Origin of the sequence: Actinosynnema sp. NPDC050436 (assembly GCF_040655415.1) — a bacterium.
GTDB lineage: Bacteria > Actinomycetota > Actinomycetes > Mycobacteriales > Pseudonocardiaceae > Actinosynnema.
The window spans coordinates 120,108-132,858 of record NZ_JBFAJV010000014.1 but is presented as its reverse complement, the minus strand read 5'-3'; the positions used below and the strand labels follow the sequence as shown (position 1 = coordinate 132,858).

Sequence of the window (12,751 nt, the reverse complement as noted above, 5' to 3'; positions counted from 1 at the left end):
AGTTGTCGCTTTGCACGAAGCACTGAGACCTACCCCACAAGCACGATGTGGCAATTCCTTGAAGAGGCAGGTGAGGGCGATGCGGTTGACCTTGGTCGCAGTGGTGCTGCTCGTGTTGGCGGGGTGCGGATCAGGGCCCGCGCCGGCCGGCGGCAAGCGGGCCGCGACCGAATCCGAGATCTCCGAGCTGACCTGGGCCATGCCGGGAGCGCCCCGGTCGCTGGACATCGCCCACGCCATGGACAGCCGGTCGAACCTGGCGATCTACGCCGCGTTCGACGGGCTGCTGGAGCTGGACGGCTCGGGCGAGCTCAAGCCCAAGCTGGCCACGGAGTGGAACAGCCCCGACCCGCTGACCTACGTCTACACGCTGCGCCAGGGCGTCAAGTACTGGGACGGCTCGACGATGACGGCCGAAGACGTGGCCTATTCGCTGCAACGCCAGATCGACCCGGAGCAGGCTTCGGAGACCGCGACGTTCATGAACGCGGTCAAGGAGATCTCGGTGACCGGGCCGGCCCAGGTCACGGTGAAGCTCAGCGTCCCGGACCCGGCCTTCAAGTACGTGGCCGCGCTGAACTGGATCGTGCAGCCCAAGGCGTACCAGGAGGCCGCCGGCAAGGACCTCGGCGGGCCGGACAAGCCGGGCATGGGCGCGGGCCCGTTCAAGGTCGAGAAGTTCTCGCCCGCCGACGGCGTGGTGTTCCAGCGCTTCGAGGACTACTGGGGCACCAAGCCCAAGGTGGCGAAGCTGAACTACAAGCCGATCCCCGACCCCGAGGCGCTGCGGCTGGCCATGATCGCCGGCGAGGTGGACGGAACGTTCATCGTGCCGCTCCAGGACGCCCGCAAGTGGGAGCGCACGTCGGGCGTGAACATGTACACCACGGACAGCATCGGCATCAACTACCTGTCGATGGACGTGAACACCGCGCCGTTCAACGACATCCACGTCCGCAAGGCGCTGGCGCACTCGGTGGACCGCAAGGGCCTGCTCGAACCCCTGTTCGGCGGTCGCGGCCGGATCTCGGCCAGCCCGGTGGCGACCTTGCAGCTGTCCTCCTACCTGGGCAAGGAGGAGGCCGAGAAGCTGACCGGCTCGCTGCCGACCTACGAGTTCGACATGGCCAAGGCCAAGGAGGAGCTGGCGAAGTCCGCGCACCCCGGCGGCTTCAGCGTCGAGGTGCCGTACCCGACCACGCAGAACTGGACGCGGCTGACGCTGGAGAACATGTCCCGCAACCTGTCGACCATCGGGATCACGCTGACCCCCAAGGCGATGACCGACCAGCAGTGGGTGGCGCAGCTCTACGCGGCCAAGGACCTCAAGCTCCAGATCATGCGCGCGGGCGGCGGCACGCCGTACCCCGGCGAGATGCTGCCGCTGATGTTCGGCAAGAAGTCGATCGGCCCCAACGGCCTGAACACCGCGGGCTTCACCACCCCCGAGGTCGAGGCGAAGCTCGCCGCGATTGCGGAGGACAAGGGCGCGATCGGCGACATCATGCGGATCAACGCCGAGCAGCTGCCCTACATCCCGCTGTTCGAGGAGCAGCTGATGCACGCGGTGCGCTCCGAGGCGGTGTTCAGCCCCGAGCCGACGCCGTGGCTGGCCGGCGCGAACTGGGTCGGCTGGCTCAAGGCGACGGCCTGACCGATGTACATCCTGGCATTCCTCGGCAAGCGGCTCTTCGCCGCGGCGGTGACGCTGCTGGTGACGTCGTTCGTCGTGTTCTCGCTGCTGGCGGCGAGCCCCGGCAGCCCGGAGCAGACGCTGCTGGGCTCGCGCCCGCCGACGCCCGAGCTGATCGCCGCGATCCGCGCCCGGTACCACCTGGACGACCCGTTCCTGTCCCGCTTCTGGCAGTGGCTGGGCGACGTGGTGCAGATGGACTTCGGCCGGTCGGTGCGGTCGGGGCAGCCGGTGACCGACATGCTCTCGGAACGGCTGGACGTCACGCTCGCGCTGGGCGTCTACGCCTTCCTGCTGGTGCTGGTGATCGCGGTGCCGGCGGGCCTGTCCGCCGGCATCCGCCGGGGTTCGGTGCTCGACCGGGGCGTCACGCTGACCGCCCTGGTCGGGGTGAGCGCGCCGCCGTTCGCGGTGGGGCTGCTGCTGCTGACCGTGTTCGGCGTCGGCCTGGGCTGGTTCCCGGTGTTCGGCGCGGGCGAGGGCTTCGCCGGCCGGGTGGAGCACCTGACGCTGCCCGCCGTGACGATGGCGGTGGCCGGTGTCGCCATCGTCGCCCGGCAGACCCGGGCGGCGGCGCTGGACGTGGCGACGAAGGACTTCGTCACCTTCGCCGAGGCGCGCGGCCTGCCCCGCTCCGTGGTGCTGGGCCGGTACGCGCTGCGCAACTCGGCGCTGCCGGTGATCACCTCGGCCGGTCTCGTGCTGGCCATGTCGTTGACCGGGGCGGTGCTGGTCGAGTCGACGTTCGCGCTGCCCGGCCTGGGTTCGCTGCTGGTGGAGTCGGTGTCCACGAAGGACATCCCGGTGGTGCAGGGGCTCGCCCTGCTCACCGCCGCGCTGATGATCGGGGTGAACCTGGTGGTGGACCTGTGCTACCTCGGGCTCGACCCGCGCGTCCGGCATTCCGGAGGTGCGTGATGAGGGCACGGGCGCGGATCGCGCGGAAGGTGCCGGGCGCGATCCCGGTGTTCGCGCTGGGGCTCGTGGTCATCGCCGCCCTGGGCGGCGACTGGCTCGCGCCGTACGACCCGGGTGCGCAGGACCTGGCCAACACGGCCATGCCGCCGAGCGGCGCGCACTGGCTGGGCACCGACGACCTGGGCCGCGACGTGCTGTCCCGGCTGGTGTCGGGCGCGCGGATCGCGCTGCTCGGGCCGGCCGTGGTGGCGATCGGGGTGGCCGTGCTCGCCACCGTGATCGGCCTGCTGGCCGGGTACCGGGGCGGCTGGGTGGACTCGGCGATCATGCGCGGCGTCGACCTGGTCTACGCGGTGCCGCCGCTGCTGGTGGCGATCGTCGTCGTGGGCGTGTTCGGCGGCGGGTACCCGCTGGCGATCGGCGTGCTGATCGCGTTGAGCGTGCCGGCCGACGTGCGGATGGTGCGCAGCGCCGTGCTGGCGCAGCGCAACCTGGCGTACGTCGAGTCGGCGCGGACGGTCGGCGTGGGGCGCGGGCGGATCCTGTTCACCCACCTGCTGCCCAACGTGCTGCCGACCGTGGTGGCCAACCTGCTGCTGACGTTCGTCAGCGCCCTGGTCGGCCTGGCCGCGCTGGCGTTCCTCGGCCTCGGGGTCGGCACCGGTGCGCCGGACTGGGGCCGGATGCTGGCCGAGAACAAGGGGATGCTCGACCTCAACCCGGCGGCGATGGCCGCGCCGGCCGTGCTGATCACCGTGGTCGCGGCGAGCGTGACGCTGATCGGCGACCGGGTCTACGACCGGATGGCCGCGAGGGGGCGCGATGTTGGACGTGCGTGAGCTGACCGTCCACGACGGGCGGTCCCGCCCGCTGGTGCGCGGGGTGTCGTTCTCGGTCGGGCCGGGCGAGACGGTCGGCCTGGTCGGCGAGTCGGGCTCCGGCAAGTCGCTGACCGCGCGGGCGCTGGTGTCGCTGCTGCCGCCGGGCCTGCGGGCGGGCGGGTCGGCGCTGCTGGCCGGCAAGGAGCTGGTCGGCGCCAAGGGCCTGCGCGGCGTGCGCGGCCACGCCGTGTCGCTGCTCATGCAGGACCCGTTCACCATGCTCAACCCGCTGACCACGATCGGCACCCACATCCTGGAGAGCCTGCCGGGGCGCGGGAGCCGGGCCGAGGTGCTGCGCCGGCTGGCCGAGGTCGGCATCACCGACCCGGCGGTGGCCGCGCGCTTCCCGTTCCAGCTCTCCGGCGGGATGCGGCAGCGGGTGGCGCTGGCCGCCGCGCTGGCCAAGGACCCCGGGCTGCTGATCGCGGACGAGCCGACCACCGCGCTGGACGTGACCACGCAGGCCGAGGTGCTCGCGCTGCTGCGCCGGTTGCAGGTCGAGCGGCAGATGGGCCTGGTGCTCATCACGCACGACCTGCGGGTGGCGCGGTCGGCGTGCGACCGGGTGCTGGTGATGTACGCGGGCGCGCTGGTCGAGTCCGCGCCGTCGGGCGAGCTGGACAAGCCCGCCCACCCCTACACCTCGGGGCTGCTGCGCTCCGTGCCGTCCGCGACGCACCGCCAGCCGGTGCTGCTGGGCATCCCCGGCTCGGTGCCGGCCGCCGCCGACGTGGCCGACCGGTGCCCGTTCGCGGACCGCTGCACGTGGGTCGAGGACGCCTGCACCGACCACGCTCCCCCGCTGGTCGACCTCGGCGACCGGTCCACCGCGTGCCGCCGGCACGACGAGATCGACCTCGGTCACGTCGGCGACGACGACGTGGACCCGACCGTGCGCGTGGCGGTCGGCGACACCCTGCTGGACGTCGTGGACGTGGTGAAGACCTACCGGTCGACGGGCTTCCGCCCGACCTCGTTCACCGCGCTGGAAGGTGTCTCGCTGCACGTCACCGAGGGCGAGTCGCTGGCCGTGGTGGGCGAGTCGGGTTCGGGCAAGACCACGTTGGCGCGCACGGTGCTCGGGCTGACCGACGCCACCGAGGGCCGGATCACGCTGGGCGGCGTGGACGTCACGTCCTACCGCAGGCTGCGCAAGGCACAGCGGGCGCAGGCCCGGCGGCTGGTGCAGTGCGTGTTCCAGGACCCGTACTCGTCGCTGAACCCCGCCCACACCATCGGGTACGCGCTCACCGAGGCGCTGCGGCAGCGCACGGCCACCGACCTGGCCACCGAGGTGGACGAGCTGCTGGACCTGGTCGGCCTGCCGACCTCCTACGCCAAGCGGCTGCCCGCAGCGCTGTCCGGCGGGCAGCGCCAGCGGGTGGCGATCGCGCGGGCGCTGGCCGTCCGGCCGAGGCTGCTGGTGTGCGACGAACCCGTTGCCGCCCTTGACGTCTCGGTCCAGGCGCAGGTGCTCGAAGTGCTCCGCAAGGCCAACCGGGAGCTGGGCATCGCGCTGCTGTTCATCACCCACGACCTGGCCGTCGCACGGCAGGTGACCGACCGCGTGGTGGTGATGCACCGGGGCCGGATCGTGGAGCACGGCCCGACCGCCGAGGTGCTCGACGCGCCCACCCACCCGTACACCGCCCGGCTCGTCGCCTCGATCCCGGGCACCGCACCCCGCACTGGAGGAGAAACGCATGTCGCGCAGTGAGAGAATCGCCGCCTGGTTGCCGGGCAGGCTCGCCGAGCTGGTGGCCGAGCACGGCATCCCCGGCGCGCAGGCGGCGGTGCTGGTGGACGGCGAGGTCCTGGACGCGGCGGCGGGCGTGCTGAACCTGGCCACCGGGGTGCGCGCCACCACCGAGTCGGTGTTCCAGATCGGCTCGATCACCAAGGTCTGGACGGCCACGCTGGTGATGCAGCTCGTCGACGACGGCCTGCTGGACCTCGACGCGCCGGTCGTGCGGTACCTGCCGGAGTTCCGGGTCGCCGACGCGGCGGCCACCGCCGTGATCACCACCCGGCAGCTGCTCGACCACACGGTGGGCATCGACGGCGACCTGTTCCACGACACCGGCAGCGGCGACGACGCCGTGGCGAAGTACCTGGGCACCATCACCGAGGCGGCCCAGATCCACCCGCCGGGCGAGATGTTCTCCTACTGCAACAGCGGGTACGTGGTGCTCGGCCGGATCGTGGAGGTGCTGCGCGGCAAGCCGTTCGGGCAGGTGCTGCGCGAGCGGATCGCCGACCCGCTGGGCCTGACCCACCTCGCCACCAACGCCAACGAGGCCATCGTGCACCGCGCCGCGCTGGGCCACGTGCCCGGCGAGGGCGGCAGCCAGGTGCCCGCGCCGGTCTGGTCGCTCACGCCGTCCAACGCGCCGGCCGGCTCGCTGCTGGCGATGCGCGCCCGCGACCTGCTCGGCTGGGCCCGCGCGCACCTCGACGGCGGCGGCCCGATCCTGTCTGCGGAGAGCGCGAAGGCCATGCGCGTCAAGCAGGTCGACGTGCCCTACATCGGTGCCCTGGCCGAGGCGTGGGGCCTGGGCTGGGAGCTGTTCGACTGGGGCGCGGACGTCTTCGGCCACGACGGCGGCACCATCGGGCAGTCCGCGTTCCTGCGGATCTCCGGCACGGCGAACGTCGCCGTGGCCCTGCTGACCAACAGCATCGACGGCGGCAAGGTCTACAAGGACCTGGTGGTGCCGCTGATGCGCGACCTCGCCGGGGCCGACGTCCCCGACGACCCGACGCCCCCGGCCGACCCCGAGCCGCTGGACGGCCACCGGGTGGCCGGCGTCTACAACACGCCCATGATCGGCCAGGCGGTGACCGTGGACGAGCGGGGTCGCGGCTGGATCACGGTCACCCCGCTGACCGACGAGGCGCGCGCCCTGATGGGCACCCGCACGTTCGAGGTCGTGAAGCTGCGCGAGAACAGCCTGATCGCGGTGGAGGAGGAGCACGGGCGCTACCAGGTGTTCACCCTGGTGGGCTCGGACGACCGGGGTCGCGCGGAGTACCTGTTCAGCAGCCGGGCCGCGGTCCGCACCGAATCGGAGTAGGCACCATGGGGGAGACCACCAGGGCACACGTGCCCGACGACCTGCGGCTGGTGCGCTCGCCCAGCGACCCGGCGCTGTCGCCGGACGGCAGCCGGGTCGTGTACGTCCTGCACGAGGTCGACGGGGACGCCAACACCCGGTCGCTGTGGTCGGTGGGGCGCGAGGGCGTGCCGCGCCGGCTCACCCGGGGCGGGGACGACACCTCGCCCCGGTTCTCGCCGGACGGCCGCACGATCGCCTTCCTGCGCGGGGGGCAGCTCTGGCTGCTGCCGGTCGACGGCGGCGAGCCGGAAGCGGTCACCGACCTGGCCGGCGGCGCGGGCGTGCCCGTGTGGAGCCCGGACGGCGGCCGGATCGCGTTCGCCGCCCTCGTCGGCGGCACCGGGCCGGACGAGCCGATCGTCGCCTCCGGGCTGGTGCACAAGATGGACGGCGCGGGGCGGCTGCGCGGCGCGCAACCCCGGCTGCACGTGCTGGACCTGGCCGACCGCTCGGTCCGCCGGGTCACCGACGGGCCGCAGTACGCGGGCGTGCCGGCATGGTCGCCGGACGGGACGCGGCTGGCGTTCGCCGACTGGTCGGCTATCGACCGCGCCACGCCGGCGCACGTGGTGGATCTGGCCACCTCGGACGTGACCACGGTCGGCGACGGCGCGGTGCGGGCGGTGGTGTGGCTCGATGAGGAACCGCTGCTGATCTCCACGCCGACCGCCGGCATCCACAACAACCGCCTGGTGCGCGGCAGCGTGGACCTGACCGCCGGGCTGGACCGCAACGTCATGCCCGGCGGCGGGGGCTACCCCGGCGCGCTGCCGCAGAGCACCGGGTCCGCCCTGCTGTTCTGCGCACGGGACAACGGGTGCACGCACCTCTACGAGCACCGGGACGGCGCGATCCGCAAACTGGTCGGCGGCGACCAGGTGGTGTCCGGCCTGTCCGTGGCGGGCGACACCGCCGTCGTCGTGGTGTCCACTGTGGACCACTTCGGCGAGGTCGCGTTCGTCGACACCGCCACCGGCGAGCTGGACTTCGTCACCTCCTACGTCGAGGACTTCGCCGACGTCCGCTTCGCCAAGCCGCAGGCGCGGTCGTTCACCGTCTCCGACGGCGTGGAGGTGCACGGCTGGCTGCTGCGCTCCCCCGCGACCACCGGGCCGTCACCGCTGCTGGTGGACGTGCACGGCGGGCCGCACAACGCGTGGAGCCCGGTGCGCGATGCGGAGCACCTGTACCACCAGGTCCTGGTGGAGCGGGGCTGGTCGGTGCTGCTGCTCAACCCGCGCGCCAGCGACGGCTACGGCGAGGAGTTCCTGCGCGCGGCCATCGGCGGCTGGGGCACGGCCGACGAGAACGACTTCCTGGAGCCGGTCGACGCCCTGGTCGCCGAAGGGCTGGTCGACCCGGACCGGTTGGCGCTCACCGGGTACAGCTACGGCGGCTACATGTCGTGCTGGCTGCCGACCCGGACCGGGCGGTTCCGCGCGGTCGTGGCGGGCGGCGTGGTCAGCGACCTGGTCAGCATGGGCGGCACGTCGGACGTGGGCACGATGATCGCCGCGATCGAGATCGGCGACCCCGGGTTGCTGGGTGAGCTGTCGCCCATCACGCACGCGCACAAGGTGAGCAGCCCGACGCTCGTGCTGCACGGCGCGGCCGACGAGCGCTGCCCGGTCGGCCAGGCCGAGCAGTGGTACCACGCCCTGCTGGGCAACGGGGTGAAGACCGAGCTGGTGCTCTACCCCGACGGTGACCACCTGTTCATCCTCGACGGCACGCCGTCGCACCGGGTGGACTACAACCGGCGCTTGGTGGACTGGGTGGTCGCGCACACCGGAGGGCCGGATGAGGACCGTTCCTGACACCGGGCCCGCCCGGGTGGCCGAGGTCGCGGCGGCCAGGTCCGGGATCGTCATCCGGGAACTGCACGACGGCGACGACATCGCCGAGGTCGACCGGCTGTTCTGGGACATCTGGCGGCCGAGCCCGTCGAACGTGCCGATCACCAACGAGCTGATGCGGGTGCTCGCGCACTCCGGCAACTACGTGGTGGGCGCGTTCGTCGGCGACCGCATGGTGGGTGCCACCGTGGGGTTCTTGGCCGCGCCGGCCGGGCGGACCCTGCACTCGCACGTCACCGGCGTGCGCTCGGAGATGCGCGGCCGGTCCGTCGGGTTCGCGCTCAAGCTGCACCAGCGGGCGTGGGCGCTGGACCGGGGGCTGGACACCATCACCTGGACGTTCGACCCGCTGGTGCGCCGCAACGCGTACTTCAACCTGGCCAAGCTCGCCGCGACGGCGGTGGAGTACCTGCCGGACTTCTACGGCGAGATGGACGACGGGATCAACGGCGTCGACGCGAGCGACCGGCTGCTGGCGTCGTGGGACCTGCGGTCGCCGGAGGTCGTGGCGGCGTGCGCCGGGAAGCCGGCGGAGCCGGTGACCGACGGCGTCCCGGACGCCACCGGCTCGGGTGCCACCGGGTCGGGTGCGACCGTGCGGGTGCCGGCCGACATCGAGTCCCTGCGCGCCGGCGACCCGGAGCAGGCAGCCCGCTGGCGGCTGCGGGTCCGGGAGGAGCTGGGGACGCGGATGGACGCGGGCGCGAAGGTGCTCGGCTTCACCCGCGACGGCCGTTACGTCGTCGCCTGACGGGTACGAACCCCCCGCGACGGCCGTCACGTCGTCGCTCGGACGTGGACCGGTGCGCGGTCTGGGAAAGCGCGCGCGCCGGTCCGCACCAGCACGTGCGGCGCGACCCCGCGCCCCGCGCGCACACCGAAGCCCTCGGCGTCGGGACCAGGTCCCGCTGCCGAGGGCTTCCGGTGTCACGCGGCCCGGTCGGAACCGGGCCGCCTCACGACGGCCGACCGGTCGAGCACCGGCCGGGCGCCGCGTCCTCACTCACGCATCCCGATCGCGTCCACCGGCTTGGCCCGCAGCGCGAGCCGGGTGGGCACGCCCAGCGCCAGGAACCCGAGCAGCGCCGCGAACCCGATGATCCCCAGGTAGACCCCGATCGGCCCGGACGGCACCGGGGTGCCCATGAAGCCGATGCTGAGCAGCACCAGCGGCACGGCGGCGATCAGCGTGCCGACCGCGATCGCGATGCCCACCAGGGTGCCCGCCTCGGCCCGCATCATCCGGATCACCTGCCGGCGCGTGCCGCCGACCAGCCGCAGCAGCGCGAACTCGCGCCGCCGCTGCGCCGTGGACAGCACCAGCGTGTTGGCCACCGCGATGGCGATGTAGCCGAGGATCACGCCCACCGCGACCAGGTTCACCCAGAACTGGACGTACCGCTCGCCGCGCTCCGCCGGTCCCAGCTCGCCCTTGCCGACGGTGGTCAGGCCCGGGTACTCCTCGGCGAGCCGGGTGAGCTGCGCCTGCACCGCCGCGCCGTCCGCGCCGGGCTCCAGCGCGACCAGCACCGAGCTGTCCAGCTTGCTCGTGCTGTGCGCGCGGGCCAGCTCGGCGGGCAGCGCGTAGCCGCCGTAGGCCAGGGCGCGGTCGAAGACGGCGACGACCTTCAGGCGGGCCTCCTGGCCGTCGTCCAGGTAGAGCTTCAGCTCGCCGCCCAGGTCGACGCCCTGGCTGCTCGCCTCGTCCTTGCTCACCGCGACGGTGTTGCCGCGCAGGTCGTCCAGCGAGCCGGCGCGCACCGCGAGGTCGACGCTGCCGCCGACCCGGTCCAGGCCGAGGGCGGGCTTGCGCTCCGCGACCATCGTCCGGTCCGCGTCGGCGCGCTCGGTGAGCACGGTCACCTGCGTGCGGACCATCGACCCGGCGGAGGCCACGCCGTCGATCCGGCGGGCGGCCTCGGCGACCTCGGGCGAGAGGCCGCCGGGAGCGGTGACCGCGTAGTCGGGCTTCATGACCTTCTCCGACTCCTGCACGGCGGCGGCCGTCGCCACGGTCTGGCTGAAGAAGTTCACCACGGCGAACGCCACCGACAGCATCAGCGGGGTCAGCGCGGAGGCCAGCCGGCGCATGTTGGCCCGGTTGTTCGCGGCGGCCAGGTAGCCGGTGACGCCCAGCTTCGACAGCGGCGCGGTGACCAGCCACATGATCGGCGTGACGGCGCGCGGGCCGAGCAGGGCGACGCCGATCACGGCGAGCAGCGCCGACATGCCCGCCATGGCGAGGGCGACCTCGGTGTGCAGGTAGAGCGGCATGGTCGCCAGGCCGACACCGCCGGCCACCAGCGCGAGGCCGATCACGGTCCGCACCCGGCCGACGTCGCGCCGTTCCACGGCCGCCTCGCCGAGCGCCTCGGTGGGCGGGATGCGGGACGGCTTGCGGGCCGCGACCGCCGCCGAGAGCCGGGCCACGCCCAGGCCGAGCAGGAACGCGACGACCAGCGGGATGGGGCCGACGCTGAGCGCGAAGTCCTCGGGCATCACGCCGATCCTGACGAACGCCTCGCGCAGGCCCTGCCCGACGAAGATGCCCGCGCCGGCGCCCAGCGCGGCGGCGACGCTCGCCACCAGCAGCGTCTCCGAGCCGATCAGCTTGGCGATCTGCTTCGGCGTGGCCGCGATCGCCCGCAGCAGCGCCAGCTCGCGCCGCCGCTGGTCCATCGCCAGGGTGAGGGTGCCGGCCACCACGAAACCCGCGACCAGCATGGCGATCCCGCCGAACGAGCCGGAGATCGCCATGAGCATGACCCGCGACTGCCCGACCGCGGCGAACTCGACCGTGCCCCGGTCCTTGCCGGCGGCGACCAGCACGTGGTCGTCCTTGAGGGCCTCCTCGACCCGGTCCGCGACGGCCGAGGCGTCACCGTCGGCGAACACGCCGATGGCCTGGAAGCGGCCGTCGGTGCCGGCCAGCCGGTCGGCCTGCTCGGCGGTGAAGTAGAGGCCGGTCTGCTTGGCCGGACCGTCCTGACCGGACCGCGCGGCGATGCCGACCACGTCGTAGGCGACCGGTGTCGAGGTGGTCATCACGTCGAGCTTGCCGCCCACGGCGACCCCCGCCAGCGCGGCGTCCACCACGACCTCGTTCGACGCCTGCGGCTGCCGGCCGTCGCGCAGCTCGTACGGGGCGAGCACGGCGGCGTCCCAGTTGTGGCCGAGCACCTCGACCGGGCCACCGCCGGTGACCGCGCGCGCCTGGAACGTGGTCTCGCCGACGACGTCCTTCACGCCGGGCACCGACCGGATCTTGCCGACCAGGTCCCCGGACACCGTCGGCAACGTGCCGACCTGCTGCGCCTCCAGCGCGGACACGCCCTCCGGCCGGATCGACTGGTCGCCGCCGACCACGACGGACGCCGCCGCGTACCGCTGGGTGGGCACCCCGGACCGGATGCCGGACTCCATGAGCATCCCGCAGGCCGCGACCACGGCGGACCCGCAGAGGATGGCGATGAACGCCCCGACGAAGGCGAGCTTGCGCGCCTTCACCAACTGCCACGCCAGACCGCGCACGATCACCACTCCCCGAGACCGGTCAGGCGGCGCACGACCTCGTTCGGCGTCGGCTGGTGCAGCTCGCCGGCCAGCCGGCCGTCCGCGAGGAACACCACGCTGTGCGCGAACGACGCCGCGACCGGGTCGTGGGTGACCATCAGCACGGTCTGGCCCACGGTGTCGACCAGGCCGCGCAGCAGCTCCAGCACCTGCCGCCCGGTCCGGGTGTCCAGGGCGCCGGTCGGCTCGTCGGCGAGCAGCACCTCGGGCCGGGTCACCAGGGCCCGCGCGATGGCGACCCGCTGCTGCTGGCCGCCGGACAGCTCGGACGGGCGGTGGCCCAGCCGGTTGGCGATGCCGACCCGCTCCACGATCTCGCGCAGCCAGTTCTTGTCGGGCCGCTGCCCGGCGAACCGCAGCGGCAGGGTGATGTTCTGCTCGACGGTCAGCGACGGGATGAGGTTGTACGCCTGGAACACGAACCCGATGCGCTGCCTGCGCAGCTCGGTCAGCTTGTCCTCCGACATCCCGGCCAGGTCCGTGCCACCGAGCAGCACCCGGCCCGACGTCGGCCGGTCCAGGCCCGCCGCGCAGTGCAGGAACGTGCTCTTGCCCGACCCGGAGGGGCCCATCACGGCGGTGAACGCGCCACGGCGCAGACCGACCGTGACACCGTCCAGCGCGGTGACCGCGTTCGCGCCCGAGCCGTAGACCTTGCTCACCGACTCCAACCGCAACGCGGTGTCCACGGTCACCGTTCCTGCCACCATCACG

The 12,751-nt window shown here is 73.1% G+C and carries 9 protein-coding genes; 7 read left to right on the top strand and 2 right to left on the bottom strand.

What is annotated here, in order from left to right; translation table 11 throughout:
• Positions 1–79: 79 nt before the first annotated feature.
• The 7 genes from AB0I60_RS29245 to AB0I60_RS29215 are packed head-to-tail and all read left to right on the top strand — an operon-like array spanning position 80 to position 9,215.
• Positions 80–1,654, top strand: a complete 1,575-nt coding sequence (locus AB0I60_RS29245) for an ABC transporter substrate-binding protein (RefSeq protein ID WP_360735253.1) — start codon at positions 80–82, stop codon at positions 1,652–1,654.
• Between the two features lie 3 nt (positions 1,655–1,657).
• On the top strand, positions 1,658–2,611 hold the full coding sequence (locus tag AB0I60_RS29240) for an ABC transporter permease (RefSeq protein WP_360735251.1): 954 nt from the start codon (positions 1,658–1,660) through the stop codon (positions 2,609–2,611).
• Positions 2,611–3,450 (top strand): ABC transporter permease, encoded by an 840-nt coding sequence (locus tag AB0I60_RS29235; RefSeq protein ID WP_360735249.1) that lies wholly within the window; start codon positions 2,611–2,613, stop codon positions 3,448–3,450. Before AB0I60_RS29240 ends, AB0I60_RS29235 begins: the two co-directional genes overlap by 1 nt.
• Complete coding sequence (locus tag AB0I60_RS29230) at positions 3,434–5,209, top strand: ABC transporter ATP-binding protein (RefSeq protein WP_360735247.1); 1,776 nt, start codon at positions 3,434–3,436, stop codon at positions 5,207–5,209. The genes AB0I60_RS29235 and AB0I60_RS29230 overlap by 17 nt, the downstream gene beginning before the upstream one ends.
• Positions 5,196–6,566: a serine hydrolase domain-containing protein gene (locus AB0I60_RS29225; RefSeq protein WP_360735245.1), complete on the top strand. Its 1,371-nt coding sequence runs from the start codon at positions 5,196–5,198 to the stop codon at positions 6,564–6,566. The genes AB0I60_RS29230 and AB0I60_RS29225 overlap by 14 nt, the downstream gene beginning before the upstream one ends.
• 5 nt (positions 6,567–6,571) lie before the next feature.
• Positions 6,572–8,425: a S9 family peptidase gene (locus AB0I60_RS29220; RefSeq protein ID WP_360735243.1), complete on the top strand. Its 1,854-nt coding sequence runs from the start codon at positions 6,572–6,574 to the stop codon at positions 8,423–8,425.
• Entirely contained in the window at positions 8,409–9,215 is an 807-nt protein-coding gene (locus AB0I60_RS29215) for a GNAT family N-acetyltransferase (RefSeq protein WP_360735241.1), read from the top strand. The genes AB0I60_RS29220 and AB0I60_RS29215 overlap by 17 nt, the downstream gene beginning before the upstream one ends.
• 248 nt (positions 9,216–9,463) lie before the next feature.
• Here AB0I60_RS29215 and AB0I60_RS29210 read toward each other — a convergent pair whose 3' ends face one another.
• Positions 9,464–11,995, bottom strand: a complete 2,532-nt coding sequence (locus AB0I60_RS29210; RefSeq protein WP_360735239.1) for an ABC transporter permease — start codon at positions 11,993–11,995, stop codon at positions 9,464–9,466.
• A gap of 2 nt (positions 11,996–11,997) precedes the next feature.
• Positions 11,998–12,747, bottom strand: coding sequence for an ABC transporter ATP-binding protein (locus AB0I60_RS29205; protein ID WP_360735357.1), 750 nt, complete (start codon positions 12,745–12,747; stop codon positions 11,998–12,000).
• Positions 12,748–12,751: the final 4 nt, after the last annotated feature.